At 58.0% G+C, this 20,603-nt stretch carries 21 protein-coding genes; 1 reads left to right on the forward strand and 20 read right to left on the reverse strand.

What is annotated here, in order from left to right; translation table 11 throughout:
* Position 1 precedes the first annotated feature (1 nt).
* The 19 genes from MWU39_RS10055 to MWU39_RS10145 all read right to left on the reverse strand — a co-directional run bounded on the left by MWU39_RS10055 (position 2) and on the right by MWU39_RS10145 (position 19,528).
* The gene (locus tag MWU39_RS10055) at positions 2-910 is read right to left on the reverse strand and encodes an FtsQ-type POTRA domain-containing protein (RefSeq protein WP_247159853.1); all 909 of its coding nucleotides are present in this window, start codon (positions 908-910) and stop codon (positions 2-4) included.
* Positions 903-1,880: a D-alanine--D-alanine ligase gene (locus MWU39_RS10060; protein ID WP_247159854.1), complete on the reverse strand. Its 978-nt coding sequence runs from the start codon at positions 1,878-1,880 to the stop codon at positions 903-905. The genes MWU39_RS10055 and MWU39_RS10060 overlap by 8 nt, the downstream gene beginning before the upstream one ends.
* Complete coding sequence (locus MWU39_RS10065; RefSeq protein ID WP_247159855.1) at positions 1,877-2,392, reverse strand: DUF4262 domain-containing protein; 516 nt, start codon at positions 2,390-2,392, stop codon at positions 1,877-1,879. Before MWU39_RS10065 ends, MWU39_RS10060 begins: the two co-directional genes overlap by 4 nt.
* Positions 2,389-3,363, reverse strand: coding sequence for a UDP-N-acetylmuramate dehydrogenase (murB, locus tag MWU39_RS10070; protein WP_247159856.1), 975 nt, complete (start codon positions 3,361-3,363; stop codon positions 2,389-2,391). The genes MWU39_RS10065 and murB overlap by 4 nt, the downstream gene beginning before the upstream one ends.
* Positions 3,360-4,784 (reverse strand): UDP-N-acetylmuramate--L-alanine ligase, encoded by a 1,425-nt coding sequence (gene murC, locus MWU39_RS10075; protein ID WP_247159857.1) that lies wholly within the window; start codon positions 4,782-4,784, stop codon positions 3,360-3,362. The genes murB and murC overlap by 4 nt, the downstream gene beginning before the upstream one ends.
* The gene (murG, locus tag MWU39_RS10080; RefSeq protein ID WP_247159858.1) at positions 4,781-6,016 is read right to left on the reverse strand and encodes an undecaprenyldiphospho-muramoylpentapeptide beta-N-acetylglucosaminyltransferase; all 1,236 of its coding nucleotides are present in this window, start codon (positions 6,014-6,016) and stop codon (positions 4,781-4,783) included. Before murG ends, murC begins: the two co-directional genes overlap by 4 nt.
* The gene (locus MWU39_RS10085; protein ID WP_247159859.1) at positions 6,013-7,257 is read right to left on the reverse strand and encodes a putative peptidoglycan glycosyltransferase FtsW; all 1,245 of its coding nucleotides are present in this window, start codon (positions 7,255-7,257) and stop codon (positions 6,013-6,015) included. The genes murG and MWU39_RS10085 overlap by 4 nt, the downstream gene beginning before the upstream one ends.
* Positions 7,254-8,579 carry a UDP-N-acetylmuramoyl-L-alanine--D-glutamate ligase gene (gene murD, locus MWU39_RS10090; RefSeq protein ID WP_247159860.1) on the reverse strand — a complete coding sequence of 442 codons (1,326 nt, stop codon included), beginning with the start codon at positions 8,577-8,579 and terminating at the stop codon, positions 7,254-7,256. Before murD ends, MWU39_RS10085 begins: the two co-directional genes overlap by 4 nt.
* Before the next feature lie 10 nt (positions 8,580-8,589).
* A complete protein-coding gene (gene mraY / locus MWU39_RS10095; RefSeq protein WP_247159861.1) occupies positions 8,590-9,660 on the reverse strand; it encodes a phospho-N-acetylmuramoyl-pentapeptide-transferase in 1,071 nt (356 codons plus the stop codon).
* Between the two features lie 20 nt (positions 9,661-9,680).
* Positions 9,681-11,141, reverse strand: a complete 1,461-nt coding sequence (gene murF / locus MWU39_RS10100) for a UDP-N-acetylmuramoyl-tripeptide--D-alanyl-D-alanine ligase (RefSeq protein ID WP_247159862.1) — start codon at positions 11,139-11,141, stop codon at positions 9,681-9,683.
* Positions 11,138-12,622, reverse strand: coding sequence for a UDP-N-acetylmuramoyl-L-alanyl-D-glutamate--2,6-diaminopimelate ligase (locus MWU39_RS10105; RefSeq protein WP_247159863.1), 1,485 nt, complete (start codon positions 12,620-12,622; stop codon positions 11,138-11,140). Before MWU39_RS10105 ends, murF begins: the two co-directional genes overlap by 4 nt.
* The gene (locus tag MWU39_RS10110; RefSeq protein ID WP_247159864.1) at positions 12,619-14,415 is read right to left on the reverse strand and encodes a penicillin-binding protein 2; all 1,797 of its coding nucleotides are present in this window, start codon (positions 14,413-14,415) and stop codon (positions 12,619-12,621) included. The genes MWU39_RS10105 and MWU39_RS10110 overlap by 4 nt, the downstream gene beginning before the upstream one ends.
* Positions 14,412-14,987: a hypothetical protein gene (locus MWU39_RS10115; protein WP_247159865.1), complete on the reverse strand. Its 576-nt coding sequence runs from the start codon at positions 14,985-14,987 to the stop codon at positions 14,412-14,414. The genes MWU39_RS10110 and MWU39_RS10115 overlap by 4 nt, the downstream gene beginning before the upstream one ends.
* The gene (rsmH, locus tag MWU39_RS10120; protein WP_247159866.1) at positions 14,984-15,922 is read right to left on the reverse strand and encodes a 16S rRNA (cytosine(1402)-N(4))-methyltransferase RsmH; all 939 of its coding nucleotides are present in this window, start codon (positions 15,920-15,922) and stop codon (positions 14,984-14,986) included. The genes MWU39_RS10115 and rsmH overlap by 4 nt, the downstream gene beginning before the upstream one ends.
* On the reverse strand, positions 15,919-16,431 hold the full coding sequence (locus tag MWU39_RS10125; RefSeq protein WP_247159867.1) for a division/cell wall cluster transcriptional repressor MraZ: 513 nt from the start codon (positions 16,429-16,431) through the stop codon (positions 15,919-15,921). The genes rsmH and MWU39_RS10125 overlap by 4 nt, the downstream gene beginning before the upstream one ends.
* Positions 16,432-16,836: 405 nt before the next feature.
* Entirely contained in the window at positions 16,837-17,616 is a 780-nt protein-coding gene (locus MWU39_RS10130) for a hypothetical protein (protein WP_247159868.1), read from the reverse strand.
* Entirely contained in the window at positions 17,597-17,989 is a 393-nt protein-coding gene (locus MWU39_RS10135) for a hypothetical protein (protein ID WP_247159869.1), read from the reverse strand. The genes MWU39_RS10130 and MWU39_RS10135 overlap by 20 nt, the downstream gene beginning before the upstream one ends.
* A gap of 12 nt (positions 17,990-18,001) precedes the next feature.
* A complete protein-coding gene (locus tag MWU39_RS10140; protein ID WP_247159870.1) occupies positions 18,002-19,024 on the reverse strand; it encodes a cysteine synthase A in 1,023 nt (340 codons plus the stop codon).
* 186 nt (positions 19,025-19,210) lie between these two features.
* Positions 19,211-19,528, reverse strand: coding sequence for a 2Fe-2S iron-sulfur cluster-binding protein (locus tag MWU39_RS10145; RefSeq protein WP_247159871.1), 318 nt, complete (start codon positions 19,526-19,528; stop codon positions 19,211-19,213).
* A gap of 111 nt (positions 19,529-19,639) precedes the next feature.
* Between MWU39_RS10145 and MWU39_RS10150 the strand changes: the two genes are divergently transcribed.
* Positions 19,640-20,257, forward strand: a complete 618-nt coding sequence (locus MWU39_RS10150; protein ID WP_247159872.1) for a DNA-3-methyladenine glycosylase 2 family protein — start codon at positions 19,640-19,642, stop codon at positions 20,255-20,257.
* Positions 20,258-20,262: 5 nt separating this feature from the next.
* Here the strand turns inward: MWU39_RS10150 and MWU39_RS10155 are convergent, their stop codons facing one another.
* Positions 20,263-20,523, reverse strand: a complete 261-nt coding sequence (locus tag MWU39_RS10155) for a hypothetical protein (protein ID WP_247159873.1) — start codon at positions 20,521-20,523, stop codon at positions 20,263-20,265.
* Between the last annotated feature and the right edge of the window lie 80 nt (positions 20,524-20,603).

Raw genomic sequence — 20,603 nt, forward strand, 5'->3', positions numbered from 1 at the left:
CTCATTGAGAATTTCCAGCAAGAGAGACTTCTTCTGAGCGTCCGGGCACGCGCATGTAAATTCGCGGTGGATCGCGCATGTCGAAATTCGCAACCTTCCCGCCTAGCAAACGGTTTTGTCCGTCCATGCGAGCGAATTTGACGAGCGCCGAGGCTGCTTCGTCTTCGCCTTCGGGAAGAGCGAGCACCTGATCGCTTTTAAAGGTCACGTTCCAGCGACGGTTTCCGATCCACTCTGCACCAGCAACTTGCGGCTGCAATGCAGGCGCTGCGGCGAGGAGGCGGTCCAAGTTACTGACCTGTTTGGCCGAACCTAGTCCGGAAATACGAAGCTGGCCTTCAACCTTGTCCGCCGCAACCGGGGCAAGCTCGTGCCCCTCGGCGTCGATCAACACCAGCCGATCGGCCTTTTCCAGAACTGCATGCGGTTCACGCTCCACGATATCAATCGCCAGTGTATCCGGCAGCTGCACCGAAACGCGCGCATCCGCGACCCATGGCAGTTCGAGCAGATCGTCCCGCAGCTGTTCAATATCGACTTGCGGCATCGGCTGATCGCGGCGTGCCAGCGCGCGGGCATAGACTTCACGTTCATCCATGCGGTTGGTGCCGGTAACGCGGACTTGCCTCACTTCAAAACCGGCATCGGCGGCGACCTGAGCGACTTGCGCCTGAGCCATTGCCGGAACGCCAGCAAGGTTCGCAATGACCCACGCCAGAGCCACCGCTCCGCCGATGATGATCGCCAGCCAGATGCGGCTCCATTGTTCTTCGGTGAAAGGCAGAATGCCCATTGCACCATCGACAAAACCGGTTGTCTTCGCTTTGGCCCGGCGAGCGCCAGCGGCGCGGCTTTGCGATTTCGCTGCGCGGCGAACACCTTTGCCACTCGAACGCTTGATTTTAGCCATGGGCGCCTTCTGTCTGTTTTGCCTTGTGCACACGGAGAGCTTCGCGAACGATCATGTCGCATAGCTCGGGATAGTCGATACCAGCATGACGGGCCTGCTCGGGTACAAGGCTGAGCGGAGTCATGCCCGGCTGTGTGTTGGTTTCTAGCACGAAAAGGCCTTCTTCGCCCTGTTCGTCATCCCAGCGATAGTCGGTTCTGCTCGTCCCGTGACAACCGAGCAGTTTGTGCGCGCGGATAGCATAGTCTTCGCACAGAGCGGCGATTTCAGCGGGAATTGCCGCCGGGCAAACATGTTGAGTGCGGCCCTCGGTGTATTTGTGTTCGTAATCGTAGAAGCCGGTTTCAATAATGAGCTCAGTCACGCCAAGCGCGCGAGGACCATCGGGGCCATCAATCACTGCGGTCGTCAGTTCGCGGCCCTTGATAAAGGGCTCGGCAAGAAGCTCGTCAAATTCCTGCCACGGCCCTTTAGCGGTGGCCGCAATCGGATTTCCGACATTGCTGTCTTCAGTCACAATCGCAACGCCGACTGATGAGCCTTCATTGACAGGTTTGAGCACGTAGGGACGCGGCAACGGATCGCGCTCGTACAGCTCATTGGAAGGCACGATGCGTCCACCCGGCATCGGGATGCCATGCGGGACCAACGCTTGTTTGGTCAGTTGCTTGTCGATCGCGATTACGGAGGTCGCCACACCTGAATGGGTATAGGGTATGCCCATCAGATCGAGCATACCCTGAACTGTGCCGTCTTCACCCGGGACCCCGTGGAGAGCGTTAAACACAACGTCGGGAGCGGCTTCCGCGATTTTCTGCGCCACATCGCGGCCCATATCGATTTCGGTAACGCGGTGCCCTTTGCTTTCGAGAGCATCGGCAACGCCCGCGCCGCTCATCAAAGACACTTCGCGCTCATTGGCCCAGCCACCCATCAAGACGGCAATGTGGAGAGGCGATTTATCGATCATATTGCTGCCTCATACAGTGCCGGCTGGTCCGCTTTGACCCAACCTTCGCAGCCGTCTCCCCAAGGGAAGACACCCTTTGAATCCGGCCAAACCAGCATCGCAACATCTTCGAGATCAGAGTTCATCTGGGTCCGATGGAACCAGATAGCCGAATTAAAGAAAGCGTCAGTGATGTTGCTCGGATCGACCATTCTTACGATCCCATCATAGTCACCGAAGAAGCTGTCGAGGCGCGTTCCTTCGTCGAGCTTCTGACCCGCCGCGCACAGCGCAAGAAGCTGGTTGATGGCAGGACCGCAAAAATCACCGGGAAGGCCGAAGATAACAACTTCAGGCACGCCGGGGCGGCCTGTCTTCGCCAAAGTCTTCGTAAATCCGATCGAGTATACGAAGTTGGGGTGTTCGTCGTCAGGATCGAAAACTCCGTTTAGATGGCAACCATGCTTTTCAACGTTTGATATGAGATCGCGTTCAAACTTCGACAAATTATCTTTCTTGAACCAATTTCTCATGGCCGACCCACCCGTTGGATTTCCCATTCGAGCGTGACACCGGATTGTTTGTAGACCCGCTCGCGCACTTCTTCGCCTAGGGCTTCGATATCTGCGCTGGTGGCATTGCCGGTGTTGATCAGGAAATTGGTGTGTTTTTCGCTCACTTGCGCCCCGCCAATCTGAAAGCCTCTGCAACCGGCTGCATCGACGAGTTGCCACGCCTTGCCGCCTTCGGGGTTTTTGAATGTAGAGCCGCCGGTCTTCGTCCGCAGTGGCTGAGACTCTTCGCGAGCCTGCGCGATCCGGTCCATTTCTGCGCCAATATCATCCGGCTTCCCTGGAACGCCCTTAAAGCGCGCAGAGACAACAACGGCGCCTTCCGGCAATGCGGAATGACGGTATGTGTACTGAAGATCGACAACAGGCAGTGTCGCAAGCTCGCCATCGGGCATAATAACATCGCAATCGATCAGGATGTCGGCAACTTCCCGGCCATACGCGCCGCCGTTCATACGGACAAAACCGCCGACTGTGCCCGGAATACCGCGTAAGAATTCCAATCCGGCAATGCCCGCATCGCGGGCTTTCGAAGCTGCGAGAATACCGGGGGCGCCGCCTCCGCAGGTCACTTCAAGTTCGCCAGTGACTTCTACGCCAGCGAACGGCTTGCCCAACCGAACAACAACGCCTGGTACGCCGCCATCGCGTATAATCAGGTTTGAACCCAGCCCGAGCGCCATGACCGGCATCGTCCCGCCGAGCCGCTCCATAAACAGTTTGAGATCGTCCAGATCAGCCGGCTCAAACAGCCAATCGGCCTTACCGCCTGTCTTAAACCAAACGAGTTTGGCCAATGGCGCGTTACAGGTCAGATTGCCTCGAACGTCATCGAGCGAGACAGGCGCAGCAACCGCGCCTTCGACCGTACATGTCGGCGCCGCGCCAGTGTCTCTGTCAAACCAGTCGTCAGGTTGCTCCATTGCGATCATGAGCCCCGCTTTGATTCAATCGCGGACGCAAGGCCAGCCGCCCAACGGGTGATATCCCCCGCGCCAAGACAAACGATAATATCGCCCTGCTCGATTTCGTGTGCCAGCGTGCTCGCAAGCTCATTCTCATCGGCGATTGTGGCGGCAGATCGGTGCCCGCGTGATTTCAGGCCGGCGACCAAGCCGGCAGCATCGGCGCCCTCAATCGGTTCCTCGCCTGCCTCATAAACTGGCGTTACATAGACGATATCCGCATCGTTGAAGCAGGTTTGGAAGTCATCCATCAGATCGTTGAGACGCGTGTATCGGTGTGGCTGAGCCACCGCGATGACGCGCCCATCAGGAACCGCTTCACGCGCCGCACCAAGGACCGCGCGAATTTCGACAGGGTGGTGAGCATAGTCATCAATCACACTCACGCCGCTGCCTGCGACGTCAATGGACCCGACTTTGGTAAAGCGGCGGCGCACACCGCCAAAGCTACCAAAACCGTTTTTGATAACCTCGTCAGCGCAGCCCATTTCGATCGCGACAGCGATGGCGGCAAGCGCGTTTTGGACGTTGTGTCGGCCCGGCATCGGCAGATGCACGCCTTCAATCCGGCGATCTTCCTCGCCGCGCTGACGCACGATCACGTCAAACGTATTTCCGCCTTCATTGGGGCGAACGTTCACCCCGCAAATGTCGGCTTGGAGAGAGAAACCATAGGTCACAACCTTACGGTCACGCACATTGCCGATGACAGCCTGAACCTCTGGATGGTCAACGCACAGGATCGCTGCGCCATAAAAGGGCACGTTGTGAATGAACTCTACAAAAGCCTTCTTCACACCGTCAAAGTCACCGTAGTGATCGAGATGTTCGGGATCGATATTTGTGACAACAGCAATCGTACCATCGAGCCGCAGGAAGCTGCCGTCGCTTTCATCGGCTTCAACAACCATCCAATCGCTATCGCCGAGACGCGCATTGGAGCCGTATTGTTCAATAATCCCGCCATTAATGACGGTCGGATCAACATTGCCCGCATCCAGAAGAGCCGCGATCATGCTGGTTGTCGTGGTTTTCCCATGCGTGCCAGCGACAGCTACGGTCGACTTCAAACGCATCAATTCGGCAAGCATTTCAGCCCGGCGAACGACAGGAATGCGGTTTTCGAGCGCGTAAGCGACTTCGGGATTTGTCCGGCGCACGGCGGTTGAGGTCACAACTACTGCTGCGCCTTCCACGTTTTCCGCAGCGTGCCCGATTTCAATTCTCACGCCGCGTGAACGCAGCCGCTCAACCACAGGGCCTTCTTTGATATCGCTGCCCTGAACCGAATAGCCGATATTGGCCATCACCTCAGCGATGCCCGACATCCCGATGCCGCCAATGCCGACGAAGTGGATCGTGCCTATGTCGGTGCCGACACCTTTCATGCTGCGACATCCTTTGCCGGGTCACGGGTAGCCGTTTGTGTTTTCGTTGCGACCGTGACCGCGCGGGGATTGGCCTCACCCACGCGAACAACATCCATCAGATCTATACCCGCCATGCTTTCGACCAGATCGGCCAGATCTTTCGCCGCATCAGGGTAACCGCAGTTCCATGCGCCATGCGCGGCGTTGGCAAGGCTCGACGGATTCTGCGCCATCGCCTGTATCTGTTTCGCGAGCTCCTTGGGAGTAAAGCTGCTCTGGCGGATCATCCGCGCACCACCCGCTTTCACCACATCGCGCGTATTCACCGCCTGATGATCGTCGGTTGCGATCGGCAACGGCACAAGAATTGCCGGCCGACCCACTGCCGTCAGCTCTGCAATCGTTGATGCGCCTGCGCGCCCGATAAACAGATGCGTATCGGCGAGCCGTTCGTGCATATCTTCGAAATAGGTCCCGAGCTCAGCGGCGATGTCATGAGCGGCATAGCGTTCACGCACGCGGTCGACATCCTCGCTGCGGCATTGCTGTGTCACCTGAAGGCGCGCCCGCAATCCATCGGGAAGCATCGAAAGCCCGTCTGGCACCACATCAGATAGAACACTCGCGCCTTGGCTGCCGCCGGTTACAAGGACACGCAGCAACCCGTCCTCGTTGAATGGTGGGAATTCCTGATCGCGCAGAGCCAGAACTTCCTCACGAACAGGATTACCCACCAGATGCGTTTTACCAGCGTATTTTGCGGGCTTAAGCCGCTCTACTTTTGAATAGGATGTCGCAATGGCTTCCACGCGGCTGGCCAAGAGGCGATTGACCCGTCCCAGCACCGCGTTTTGCTCATGAACGATACTCGGGATCTTGGCCGATGTTGCGGCCAATAATGCAGGCAATGCCGGATAGCCGCCAAAGCCGACGACAGCGCTTGGCTCAAAGCTCTCGAACAGCCGCAGCGCCATATTGCGCCCTTCAAGAACCGCGCGCACGCCGCTGATCCAATTCAGCGGGTTCTTCCCGAACCGGCCCGCAGGCAGGACATGCGCGGTCAGGCTGTCCGGCTTCCCCGGAATGTTGGCCCCGCGATCATCGGTGATCAGCGCAACATGATGTCCGCGCGCCTCCAATTCGGTCGCAAGCGCAAACGCCGGGATCAAGTGCCCGCCCGTGCCTCCTGCGGCGAGGACGAAATGCCGACTGGCGCCAGTGGCCACTGTCTGCGTTGTCTCGCTGTTCATGCGCGTTCCTCCCTGTGACCACTCTTGGGCCGGTCGAATAAGTCTTTCAGCCCGCTGCTTTCACGTTCAAGGAACGGGTTGCGACGAGTAATCGCAAGCAACAGCCCTACCGTAAAACACACGGCCAGCGTGGATGAGCCGCCATAGCTGATCAAAGGCAGTGTCATTCCCTTTGATGGGAACAGCTGCAGGTTCACCAGAATATTGATGAACGCCTGACCACCGATCTGGGTAACCAACCCCGCCCCTGCGAGGAGGGCGAACAGGTTCTCCTCGTCCACCAAACGCATCAACGCCTTTCCGATAATGGCCAGATAAAGGAGAACAATGAGCCCGCACATTAACAGTCCGAATTCTTCGCCAATAACCGAGAAAATGTAATCAGTGTGAGGTTCAGGCAAGTTCATCTTGCGAACACCGAGCCAGAGGCCGCTACCGGTCCATCCGCCCGAAAGCAAAGTGCGCTGGGCAAGATCGACCTGATCAAAGGCAGTGCCTCCGCCAAGGAAGGAATCGATGCGGTAGCGCGCGTTGTCATACAGGAAATAGGTTGCAGTCAGACCCACGAGCCCAGCCCCGATAAGCGCGCTTATCCGTTGAATGGAAACACCGGCAAGTAGCACAAGCACAAACCAGATACCGCCAAACAGGATTGTCGCACCTAGGTTCGGCTGCAGCATCAAGAGACCAGCTATGAGAGCCATGATCGCCGTCACAAAAGTCAGCACTGGCAAGTTCTGATCCCGCAATTTCCAGCTAAGAATCCATGCGAGCATCACTGCAAAACCGGGCTTTAGAAACTCCGATGGTTGAAGCGACATGCCGAACTCTAGCCAGCGGCGCGCGCCATTCTTTTCCACACCGATGATCGGCACGAGGAAAAGCAGTAACAGAAACCCAACAAAGACAAGAATTCCAAGTCGGCGAGCCGTATCGCGGTCCATAAATGACACGAAGATCATCCCACCAATGCCCATCACCTGCCACATAATGTGCTGGCGCAAATAGTGGAACTCACCCACTTCGACCCCGCGGCGCGCCAACTGTTCCGAGGCTGCCGGCGCGGCAGCAGCGACTGCCACTGTGCCCAAGGCCATGACCAACAAGATCAGGAACAACAGCCACTTGTCGATTTCACGCCACCAGATGCGGACATGCTCGCTCAGCTTCCGGTTCGTTGGGACAGGCGCGTGGAATGCCCTGTCGCCGCGTGGAACGGCGATTGTTCCGTCACCACTCATGATGCTTCTCTTGAGGGGCTGCAATCGCCCAGCTCGTCAATCACTCCGACAAGCTTTCGGAAATGCTCGCCGCGCGCCTCGTAATCGCGGAATTGATCGAAACTGGCGCAGGCGGGGGAAAACAGGACAACATCGCCAGGCCTCGCCGCATCGCGCGCCATCCGCACTGCTTCATTAAGCATCTCGGCGCGCTCAACATTGGGTACACGCCCTTCGAGCAGCTCGGCAAAGCGGGGACCGGCCTCTCCGATTGTGTAGGCCGCGGCGATATTGGCAAGATGCTGTTCGCACGGGCCAAGGCCATCCTCTTTCGGCAAGCCACCAACGATCCAGTGAATACGCGGGCGGCCATCTGCTGCGGGCGGATAGGCTGCAAGCGCGGGCGCTGTGCTGTCGGGATTGGTCGCCTTGCTGTCGTTTATATAAAGTACGCCTTCACGCTCTGTCAGCAATTCCGTCCGATGCGGCAAGCCCTTGAAGCTGCGAAGACCCTGCTCGATTTCATCCGGTGCCAGATCAAGTTCGATGCAAGTCTGGATAGCAGCCGACGCGTTTTCCGCATTGTGCGGTCCAGCAAGCGATGGCCAATGCAGCTGCCGGGCAGGTTCGATTGTTGGAATGGGGTTCGTGCCGAATTTGATTTCCAGCCCGTCTGGCAGAATGCTGCCGACAAAGCTCAGGTGCTGGCCCGTTTGCATCTGCAACAGGCGAACTTTTGACGCTGCATAATCGCCGTAACTGCCATACCGATCCAAATGATCGGGCGTGATATTGAGCAGCACCGCAATGTTGCAATCGAGGCTGAATGTCAGGTCGATCTGGTAACTCGACAGTTCCAGCACATAGATGCCGCCTTCTGGCAAAGGTTCCTGCGCGAGGATCGGTAGGCCAATATTGCCGCCCATCGTCGTCGGCACGCCAGCCTCTTCCAAGATGTGATGCACCAGCGCCGTGGTGGTCGATTTACCGTTCGTTCCCGTAATTCCTACGACTTTGTGCGGCGGCAAATCGGCACGTGCCTGCGCGAACAGCTCGATATCACCAATCACAGGTACGCCAAATTTTTCGGCATATGGCTTGATCGGGTGCGTGTTGAGGGGGACACCGGGTGACACAATGACACCAGAAAAGCCTCTAAGGTCAGTATCCAGCGGGTCAGCAATGGTGCAGCGATTTGCGAATGGCTCACGCGCCACGTCCTGCCTATCCCAAGCAGTGACTTCGGCTCCGCTCGCGAGCAATGCCTCCACTGTCGCCGCACCGGAGCGCGCGAGACCTAGGACGGCATAGCGTTTTCCGGCAAAGGCAGGGGAAGTGATCACGCGTAGCCCGTTACCTCAGCTTCAGTGTGGCAAGGCCAATCAGCGCGAGAATGATGGAGATGATCCAGAACCGGATCACGACCTTGCTCTCGCTCCAGCCGAGTTGTTCGAAATGGTGGTGAATTGGCGCCATGCGGAACACGCGCTTGCCCGTCCGCTTGAACCAGAACACTTGGATAATCACCGATACCGCTTCGAGGACAAACAAGCCGCCAACGATGGCAAGTACCACTTCGTGATGGCTCGCGACAGCAATCGCACCAAGCGCTCCGCCCAGAGCCAGCGATCCGGTGTCGCCCATGAAAACCGCAGCAGGCGGCGCGTTAAACCAAAGGAACGCGAGGCCCGCCCCCATAATCGCCGCCGAGAAAATGGCCAACTCGCCAGCACCCTCTACATAAGGGATACCGAGATATTCACTAAAATCTGTGCGCCCAACAAGGTAGGCAATGATCGCAAACGTGCCCGCAGCAATGATGACCGGCATAATCGCAAGACCATCCAGCCCGTCGGTCAGGTTCACCGCATTGCCAGCGCCAACGATCACAAAGGCAGCAAAAACATAATACGCTGGACCAAGCGGAATGCTGACATCGGAGAAAAACGGAATATACAGATTGGTGTTTATCTGGCTGACGATCAGATACGAGGCGACGCCTGCGACCGCAAATTCGGCGAGCAAACGGATTTTCCCCGAAAGGCCTGCATGGCTGTTCTTTGTGACTTTGTCGTAGTCGTCGAGAAAGCCGATCAGGCCGAACCCAATGGTGACCGCAAGACACGCCCAGACGAGCGGGCTTCTCAAATCCATCCAAAGTAAGAGCGAAAGAACAAGCGCAACAAGGATCATCAACCCGCCCATTGTCGGCGTACCGACTTTGGCAAGGTGGGTTTGCGGTCCGTCTTCCCGGATCGGCTGCCCCTTACCCTGGCGCACACGCAACATATTGATGAAGCGCGGACCGATAATCAGGCCAAGGATAAGCGCCGTCATCAGCGTCGCACCGAAACGGAACGTCTGATAGCGCACCAAATTCAGCGCGCCTTCAAATCCCAGCCATTCCGCAAGTAGATAGAGCATTCAGACCCCTCGCCCGGCAATCAAGCCGAAGCGTTCGTAAAGTGTGTCACCAGCCTGCCGAGACCGACGGAATTGGAACCCTTTACGAGGACAGCGTCGCCGTGTGTGAGACCGAATTCTTCGAGTGCCAAAATCGCTTCGGCAGGCCCTTCGCAATGGGCGAAGCTAGGAACAAAGCCAAGCGGCCCGGCGGGGGCTTTCCCCAACTGCCCTGCAAGAGCGCGCATCTCGTCGCCGACAAGGATCACATGGTCGATTTTTGCTTCGCTAATCGGCTCGACCAGTTGGCGGTGGAATTTCGGGCCAAAATCACCCAATTCCATCATGCTGCCAAGCACAGCAACGCGGCGATGCGCTGGTGTTTGACCAATGGCGCGCAATGTCGCCCGCATCGAAGCAGGGTTTGCGTTGTAACTTTCATCAATGAGCAGGGCTTTGCCGCCTGGAACGGTGATATTGAACCGCGCGCCGCGCCCCTTCAGACCACCCATTTCCGCCAGAGCCAGTCCAGCGCTGGCGAGATCGCCGCCAGCTGCGCGAACCGCCGCCATGACGCCGAGCGAATTGGCAATCCAGTGTTCGCCCGGCTCGGCGACTGAATAGCATAGCCGCTGATCGCCGAGGTCGGCAGTGACAAGCGAGCCGCCATTGGCGCTGGGAATTGCGTCGAGCAAACGGACATCCGCATCGGCGCTGCGCCCGAATGTGACGACCTTCACGCCAAGCTTGCGGGCGTGCTCGACCATGCGCGGGGTGTATTCGCTATCCGCCGGAATGACAGCGGTCCCACCTTCGGCAAGGCCCTTGAAAATTTGTGCTTTTTCGTCAGCAATCGCCTCCATCGAACCGAGGTTTTCGATGTGAGCAGGCGCGATTGTGGTGATGACAGCGACATTCGGGCGGACATGATCGGCAAGCGGCGCAATCTCGCCCGCGTGGTTCATACCCATTTCGAACACGCCGTATTCTGCCCGAGCAGGAAGTCGCGCGAGGCTAAGCGGAACGCCGACATGATTGTTGTAGCTTCGCACGCTGCGATGTGCCGCGCCGCGACTTGCGCGGTCGAGACTGTTGAAGATGGCCTCTTTAACGCCGGTCTTGCCGACGGAACCAGTGACGGCGATCCGTACACCTTGGCAGCGATCACGGGCTTCATGGGCCAGATCGTGAAGCGCCTGAGTTGTGTCCTTCACCAGCACGTGCGGAAAATCGACCGGGCGATCGACGATGGCTGCAACCGCGCCTTTGGCAAAAGCGACTGCGATAAATTTGTGACCATCCATTGCTTCGCCCTTTAGAGCGACAAACAAATCGCCGGGGCGCACATCGCGGGAATCCATCTCGACACCGGATGCCTGAAACGCGTGGCTTGCATTGCCGCCCGTGGCGTCCGCAATCTCGGCAGAGTTCCAGAGCGCGAGCGGTAATGTGTCGCGCGCATTGACTGGCCAAGCGCGAAGCATTGCATGCGCGGCGTTCATGCCACCATCTCCGCCGCGCATTCGCGCGCGACCTGTACGTCGTTAAACGGCAATACTCGCATAGTGTCCCCTGACCCGATTATCTGGCCTTCTTCGTGGCCTTTGCCTGCGATTAGAATGATGTCTTGCGGCCCGCCCTCGGCGATGGCTGCTGCGATGGCTTCACGCCTGCCGCCCACTTCGCGGGCATTGGTATCGGCGCCGGACAAAACTTCTGCGCGGATGCTGGCTGCATCTTCGCCGCGAGGGTTGTCGTCGGTCACGATAACGGCATCGGCATGTTTCGAAGCGGCTGCGCCCATCGGCGCGCGCTTGCCCGTATCCCGGTCTCCACCTGCGCCGAAGACCACAATCAACTTGCCGCTTTTTGTGTGATCCACATGAGGGCGAAGCGCGATAATCGCGGCCTCAAGCGCGCCAGGAGTGTGGGCGTAATCGACATAAACGGGCGCGCCGTATGCGGTGATAACCGCGCGTTCAAGCCGCCCGCGAACCGGCTGCAACCGGCCAATCGCGTCGAATACTTGAGCTGTATCCGCTCCCGTGGCCATCGCCAGTGCGGCAGAAACCAGCGCGTTTGCGGTTTGATAGGCACCGATCAGCGGCAGTTTCACAGTTCGCGTTTCGCCATCATGCTCAATCGTTAGCGTTTGACCAAGCTGGCTCGCCTCGCGGGCGGCAAGACGGAGGAACTCGCCTTGCTCACCCACTGTGAGCACCTGCAAGCCGCGCTTGTCAGCATGCTCGATGGCGCGGCGGGTCCACTCGCTATTTTCCCCGCCGCTCCAGATGATTGCCGGTGCACCGTCTTCGACGACTTCATCAAACAGGCGCATCTTGGCCGCGAAATATTCGTCCATCGTGCCGTGATAGTCGAGGTGATCGCGACTGAAATTCGTGAAAGCCCCTGCGCTCACCCGCAATCCTTCGTTGCGGAACTGCGAAAGGCCGTGGCTGGAGGCTTCATAGGCGACATGGGTCACCCCTTCGCGCGCCAAACCACTCATATTCGAAAGGAACGTGACTATATCCGGCGTTGTCAGGCCGGTGGAAATACTGCCATCGGGGGTAGTCACGCCCAATGTGCCGATGCTGGCGGCGCGCTCGCCACACATGCGCCAGATCTGCCGGGTCATCTCCGCCGTTGACGTCTTTCCATTGGTTCCGGTGACCGCAACAACTGTCGAAGGAACGGGCGTAAAGAACTCGGCAGCAAGGTTGGCAAAGGTCTGCCGCGGCTCGTCGTTGGCGATATGCAGCGCGCCTTCTACTTTTGCCTCGGGCCGCGCTACGATGGCTACCGCGCCTGCTTCGATGGCAGCCGGGATAAAGTCTTCGGCATTGAACTTGGCACCCTGAAACGCGCCAAATACGGTGCCCGGCGCGATCTTGCGGTGATCAATGGCAAAGCCGGTGACGCTGGCGTCACCGGCTTCAACACCGGCAATTCCGGCACGAGTGATCAGATCGGCGAGCTTCATTTGCGCCCCTCGACCAGATAGCGAAGGTCCGAAATATCGACATCACGGTTGGCATCGGGCCGGACACCGAGCATCGGGCCGATCCGTGGAACCAAACGACCAACGACAGGAGCAGCGTTAAACGCTGCGGTCCGCTGGAATGAACTCGCGCGGGTTCCGCGTGGCTCATCAATCATTGTGACGATCACGTAGCGCGGGCGATCCATCGGAAAAGCCGCAGCGAAGGTCGAGATAATCTTGCGCTCGCTATAGCCGCCGCGCGCATTCGGCTTTTCTGCCGAACCCGTTTTGCCGCCAACACGAAAGCCGGGAGCGTTCGCGCTGCGTCCGGTGCCGTAGATCGAGATCATACGCAGCATCTGACGCATGCGGGCCGAAGTCGAAGCTTTAAAAACGCGCTTTCCGCGCGGCACATCTTCAGGTGCAAGTTTTCGCAGGGTCGACGGGCGCCAAATGCCGCCATTCACCATCGCCGCATAGGCATTCGCCAGATGAAGCGGCGTCACGGCCAAAGAGTGACCGTAACCGATCACCATATTGGTGTGGCGATTGCTCGGATTTTGTGGCCAAAGCGGCTTACCCTTCGCAGGCAATTCGATGAACGGACGCTGGTCCATCCTCAGATCAACCAGCATCTGCTGAAGGCGATCCGCGCCCATCTCGTCGGCGATCCGTGCAGTCACCGTATTGGAAGAGTATACAAGCGCCTGAGGCACATTGAGCGTGCTGCCCTTGGGCTTCAAATCCTGAATGGTCCGCGTGCCAACTTCGACAGGACGCGCGTTCCAATCCTTTGAAAGGTTGCGAACGACGCCGGCATCAATGGCAGCTGCAACGGTCAGCGGTTTAAAGGTCGACCCCAGCTCGTACACACCGTTGGTCGCGCGGTTGAACACGTTCGGGGCGCCATCCGCACCCACGATATTGGGATTGAATTCCGGCAGGGATGCCATCGCCATCACTTCACCGGTGTCGACATCCAGAACGACGCCTGCCGCACCAATAGCGTCGGTCGCCAGCATTCCGCGGCGCAGCTCATCTTCGAGCGCGCCTTGCACCCGAACGTCGATAGAAAGCGAGACCGGCTCGGCGCGCAATTCCGGATCGGAAAGGCGCTCTTCCAGCACTTGCTCCATGCCCAGTTTGCCGCCCTGCTGTTCGACCACATAGCCAAGGATATGCGCGGCCAGCGACCCTTGCGGGTAATGGCGGTCGGTCTCCTGAGGGAACTGCAGAGCAACTTCGCCAAGTTCGAAAACGCTGTTGGCATCCTCTGGCAGGACGCGGCGACGCAGATAGCCAGCACGGCCCGATGCAAGGCGCTGAGCCGTCTTTGCCTCGTCCATGTCAGGGAAAATCGCTTTCAGCTCTGCCGCGACTTCTTTCGGCGCAGCGACAAGAGGCTCGCCGCCGTCGCCCATCGCGTCAGGATCGTACCACAAGGCGTAGGCGGGAAAGGCACGCGCCAGCGGCGCACCATTGCGATCGGTGATTTCACCGCGAGGTGGCAGCAATTGATCGGCAACGCTCGATTGGCTCGGTGCGTGACCGGCAAAACCGAGCCACACAATTCGCGTGATCGCAGCCAGAGCGACCAGCGCAAAAACTGCCGCGATCAAGAGCACACGCATGCGTGCGGTCAAAACCGATTGGAAACGCAGCTGCACCAATTGCACACGTCCAGCAGGGATAGCGGGCCCCGTCGCGGCGCGCGCGCCGCTTGATTTCAATTCAGTGTCAAGGAACGCCTCTGAGCCAAAGTCCAGCCCCAGTTGAGGGCTAAACGCATTCATTCGCCGCCCCCGGCCATTTCCTGTGCCAGTCCAGCCGCAGCCTCACCCGTCACCGTTTGCGCATTGGCCGCGCGGATAGGGGACGCCTCGATCAGAAAATCACCAAAGGCATCTGCGAAGACAGCTCCGCCCTCCGCCTCTACAGCCGCAGAAGCGAGCGTAATTGCCTCACCCGTAAGCGGCGAGACCATTTCGCGTTCTTGAACCGGCCCGCCCGGCGAATTGCCAGTATCGGCACGGGCAACACGGATCGGGCTTGGTGCATTCGGGCCGCGCGGCTGTCCGAGGCTCGCCAATTGACGTTCATTATCGAAATACTGATCAGCGCGCGGTGCTTCAAAGCCGAACTCGACAGAATTCCAATTGGCCAATTGACGCTGGCTCGCACGGGTTTGAAACTCGGTTTCGAGCAACAAAGTCTCACGCTTGAGAGATACGATTTTTCGTTCAGCCAGTTGCACTTCGCTGTTCACGGCATGGACGCGGAGACTGAGCACGACAAACATGCCAACACAGATCGCAAGCAATGCAGCCCAACCAAGCGAGCGCAGTTGTGAATTTGTTACGATCATAATGCAGCCTCCCTTGCTGGTGCCGCCGTACGGATTGCGTGGCGCAATGTTGATGAACGGGCGCGCGGGTTGCGCCCGATTTCGGCGTCGGATGGCCGGATAGCCTTGGACACTTTGGTGAAAACCGGATCGGGGCCGGGAATTTCGCCGGGCAAGTGGCGCGATACAGCGCGCCCGGCACCTGACGCCTCTTTAAAGAAGCGTTTGACGATACGATCTTCGAGACTGTGAAAGCTCACCACAGCAAGAACACCGCCCTCTTTCAGCATCGCTTCGGCGGCGACTAAACCAGCGCGAAGCTCACCCAGTTCATCATTCACATGAATGCGAACAGCCTGAAACGTACGCGTCGCAGGGTCTTTTTTATCATGCGGCTTATGGCCCAGAGCGCGGCGAACCACGCGGGCAAGCTCTCCGGTCGTCTCAAGCGGGCGCGCTGCAACAATCGCACGAGCAACACGCCGCGATTGGCGCTCTTCACCATATTCATACAGCACATCGGCAATCGCTGCTTCGTCTGCGGTGTTGAGGAAATCCGCCGCGCTTTCGCCCGACTGGCTCATCCGCATATCGAGCGGCCCGTCATTCGAAAACGCAAAGCCGCGCTCGCCTTGATCAAGCTGCATCGAGGATACGCCGATATCCATGACAACGGCGTCCACTTGGCCCACACCAATCCGTTCAAGCTCGGCCCGCATTTCGGAAAAGCGCTCCTGATGCAAAGAAAGCCGGCCGCCATGCTCGGCGACCATTGCCTCACCATCGCGGATCGCATTGGGGTCGCGGTCAAACGCGTAGACGCGCGCGCCGCCAGATAGCAACGCAGCGGAATAGCCACCCGCACCAAAGGTCGCGTCGACAACAGACAGGTCCGCACGCGGATTAATCGCGCCGACCACTTCATCTAGGAGCACAGGGATATGAGGTACGGTCATTTGCTCGCACCTTTCGAACTGGCTTTGGCCGCAGCCTCCGCCATCAATTTTTTGCAGGTAACCTGCGCACCGCGGAACGAACGATCCATCCGCGCCAATTCTTCTGGGTTCCAGATAAAGAAGAACTCGCCCGCGCCGTGGAAATAGAGACCATCACCAACATTGCCGAGATCGCGCAGATGCTCAGGCATGACAAAACGGCCACTGTCGTCGAACGGCAGTTGCTCAAACCCAAACAGCTGCTGGGCACGGACATCACGCTCCCAATCCAGATCCTTCATTTGGATCGCGCGCTCTTCTTCTTTATCGAGCTTAGCATGCAGTTCAGAGATGCGGGACAGGCCAAAGCCGATCAGGCAATCAAACTTGTCATGCACAGCGAGGCAGAGTGTCTTCTTGCCCTCGCCGCTTTCTTTTACAGCTTTGCGAAATGCTGGTGGCAGGACAAAACGGCCTTTATCACCCGAAGGCGAAAAAGCTTGGCCATTATATCCTTCAAACGCAGACACTTGCGCCTATCCCCTAACATCCCTGACCAGCCAAAAATCCCCTGACTGGGCTTCACTGCAAACATGACTTCCTCACCGCCGCCACCGCGCGAGCGGGGGCAGCGCGCCAACCGAAACAGGCGACGCGAGGCAAACAGTTATGTTTGATGGAAGACGGTATTATCGTTAACGCAGCACTGAGGAAAGGGCTTTTTGCGGGAAATCTAGGGATTACGTGCAAAGTTATTGATTTATATCTATTTTTTAGAGTTGTAACATTTCAATTACACCCCTTGGGAACCCGAAATTTCCCGTAGAACCCTCAAAGAAGCCGCTGAATTGTGACGAAATCCCGGAATTTCCCATGCGAGTCTTAACCAAGATTGAGCATTTCATGCTCTTTCCCGTGATTTTCCCAAAAACGATTCAGCGGAAAACGTATTGCAACAGCTGATGGATCGGCTGGCGCTCTCCGGTATAGTCGCGCTCTATGATAAGCTCGTGCTCAAACGCTGCAGCATCGGCAAGCAAGAAGATCGATCCTTCGCCTATTGCGCAGCGCGCAAAGACGCCCTCACCCGAAATGTCGCATTGTTTGCTGCCATTTCCGATTTCGATCTGACCCGCAAGGGAAACGCGATAACGGCCGCTGCCGAAGGGCACATCTACGCTTTTGGAGAAGGGCTGGTCTTCATCGAATACCACCTGCATGCCCCATCGTTCTACAACCGGGGGGATCAGGGCCGCATCCACTGGCCTACCGGGATCACCAAGGGGGAGATCATATTCTCCGGTCAGCATCGGATCCAATACGAGCAACAATTGCCCGCCTGCCCGAACCCACTCATCCAACGCCACATTGTCCGACGGCGAAAGGCCGCGCGGCTGGATCACGGCTAGGCGGTCAAGCTCGGCGAGTGGATCGTAACCGCTTTCATTGACCGAAAGAGTATCAAGCGGAACCAATGTGTTGCATTTTTCGAGGGCAAGCCTTTGCCAGGGAAGCTTCGGCTCTTTCACATCGACAGCAAAGAAGTCAGCAGGCCAATAGATCGGCAAGCTGGTCATTAGCCCTAGCGCGGGCAGTGGCTCTTCCACGCCGCAAGCATTGCCTGCTTCAATTCCGCCGGAAGGATTTTCGTTGCACGCTCCGAGTGCGAATGCAGCGATCAGGAATGCGAGCGTGTTATTGCGCGGGCGTATCATCGGGCGGCCCTGCGGGATTTTCCGCACCCTGCTCGGGTAGAATAGGCTCGTCACCGCTCGGAGTCGGGCTCGGCTCAGCCGGAATATCCGGAACAACACCTGCATCGGCAAGAGGATCACGCTGTGGCAATGCATCGGTAGGTTCAGTCGTCGGAGCCGCATCGGGCACCGCGTTCGCCTCCGTCAGTTGCGCCTGATTTCCGATCACGCTGGCAAGGCCAACAAGCAGGATCATCGCGCCAATTCCGAACAAGCCAACTTGCAGACGCTGCATCGCTTCTTCGCGATTGCCACCCAAAGGCGCGCTTTCTGGCGGGCTTTCACTTTTGGAATTGTTACCGACGAAGCGGCTCAAGAATTGTTTCTCTGCCATAGGAGCTGAATATCAGGCGTCGTCCCGTTGCGCCAGCCAATCAAAGACCGGCAGACCTTTCGCGGCCAACCATTCAGCGTTGTAAAGCGTAGATAGATAGCGGAAACCGGTGTCGCACAGGATCGTCGCGACCTGAGGGTTCTCGCGGCCTTCGGCGATCAATTGCTTGCCGAGCTCAATTGCTCCGGCAACATTGATCCCGCTCGACAGGCCGAGGCAAAGTCCCTCTTCGCGAAGCAGCCGCTCAACCCAGATCAGCCCTTCTTCGTCAGAGATACGGAATTGCGTATCGATCGGCGCACCTTCGAGGTTGGCGGTGATCCGGCCCTGCCCGATACCCTCTGCCACCGAAGAGCCCTCGCCCTTCAATTCACCATTCGCGTAATAGTTATAGAGCGCAGCGCCATGTGGATCTGTCAGCGCGATGCGGACATTGTCCGACTTTTCTTTAAGACCCATGCCAACACCTGCGATCGTTCCGCCTGTCCCAGCTGCGCAAGTGAAGCCATCGATCTTGCCGCCGGTCTGAGCCCACAATTCCTCGGCCGTGCTCTCGATATGCGCTTTGCGATTGGCGGTGTTGTCAAACTGGCCTGCCCAAACAGCGCCTTCGGTTTCTTCGGCCATCCGGCGAGAGACATGCTGGAAGTGGCAGGGATCGGCATATTTGGTCGGAGGAACGAGAACAAGCTGAGCGCCAAGCGCACGCAGAGTGTCCATTTTCTCTTTCGACTGGTTGTCAGGCATGACGATGATCGTCTTGTAACCCAGCGCATTGGCCACCAGCGCGATGCCGATGCCGGTATTCCCAGCAGTGCCTTCGATCACGGTGCCGCCGGGTTTTAGTTCACCGCGCGCTTCCGCATCACGGATCATATAAAGCGCGGCGCGATCTTTTACCGATGATCCGGGGTTGGCAAATTCGCATTTACCCCAAATGTCGCAGCCAGCCGCCTCACTGGGTCCAGCAAGGCGCACCAGCGGCGTATTTCCGATCAGGGCGAGCGTATCGCCGAGTGGTTGAGTGATGTTCATAGCTGCGGATTTAGGACGCCCAGCTCGTGGTCGCAATGTAGATTGCTTTGCGTGTGCAACACATGGGCTATCGGATGCTTGGCATCCGCAAGGGCGACCGCCCGTCCGCAGGTGCCCGCAGCATCGCGAAGGAATAGCACCGAGGAGTGCTCGCGGATGCGAGCACTCAAACCCAAAGCGCCAACATCAATCTTCAGGGGCAATAGTTACCTTAAGCCCGTCGAGCTCCGGCGTGAGCGGAACTTGGCAGGAAAGACGCGATGTTTCTTTGCGATGATCCGAAGATTCGAGCAGGTCGTCTTCGTCTTCGCTCATCTCCGACAGATTACCAGTCGATCCGTTATCAACATAGATGTGGCACGTCGCGCATGAACAGCAGCCGCCGCACAGCGCCAGCAATTCGTCAAAGCCATTGTCGCGGATGGCTTCCATCACAGTGAGGCCATTTTCGACATCGATTTCGCTTGTTTCACCTTCACGATTGGTGACGACGAGCTTTGGCATGGACAGGCTTCCTCTTTGGCAATGACATTGAGCGCAAGAACGCGCGCTATCGAATGAACAGACGGGCTGCTAGGACGTTCCGAATTTCAACGCAAGCCAAGGAACATCCAAGTGGGCATCTCTGCAGAGCAAATTCGCGCCGGGCTCGATGAGCTGGCATCGAACGATCCCAAACTTGCCAGCGAGCTGCAGCGGGTCGGTTATCCTGAGCCGCGCCTGCGGACTCGCGGTTACAAAACGCTGCTGCGGACTATTGTCGGCCAGCAAGTCTCGGTCGCGGCAGCCACATCAATGTGGAACAAGCTGGAAGGCGAGCTGGGCCAAGAGTTCACACCCTCCTGCTTGCTGGAGCGGGACTTTGACACTCTGCGAGCCTGCGGCCTTTCGCGGCAAAAGCAGGGGTACGCGCGGTCATTGTGCGAACTGGTCGCGGCGGGCGAGATTGATTTCAATGATCTGCCTGCGGGCGATGAAGACGCCATCGAAGAGCTCACCCGCATCAAAGGAATCGGACGCTGGTCGGCCGAGATATACTTGATGTTTGCAGAGGGACGCGCCGACATGTGGCCCGCAGGCGATCTTGCAGTTCAGGAAGGCGTCAAACGCCTGCTTGAGCTGGACGAGCGGCCAAAGGAAAAGGAATTGCGGGAGATCGGAGAACGCTGGTCTCCGCATAGGGCGGCGATGGCGCTGTTCTCGTGGAGATATTACGACGCTCCGGCGCTTTGACCTGACTACATCTGACCGGCGGCAGAGATCATATCCATGAAATTGCGCGCTGCCTCACGCTCTTCCTCGTCCTCGAACGCAACATCCAATGCAGGTGCGGCGTCGAGCATGAACAATAGGCTCCACAGCGCAAACCGCTTCCCGCGATCTTTCTCCAACCCGAAATCGACCAGCATCCGGTCGGTCGCGGCAGGGATCGCATCGACCTGAACCTCGCCCAGATCGGTTGTGCCAAAATAGCGTTGCAGCAGATGTTCCATATCCATGCCGCTTGGCTAGACGTCTGTGGCAAGGATGCAAGCTTTGCGAATTCGTTTTTCTCCGCGTTCAATTTCATTGGGCACGG

Source organism: Erythrobacter sp. F6033, from assembly GCF_023016005.1.
Lineage (GTDB): Bacteria > Pseudomonadota > Alphaproteobacteria > Sphingomonadales > Sphingomonadaceae > Erythrobacter.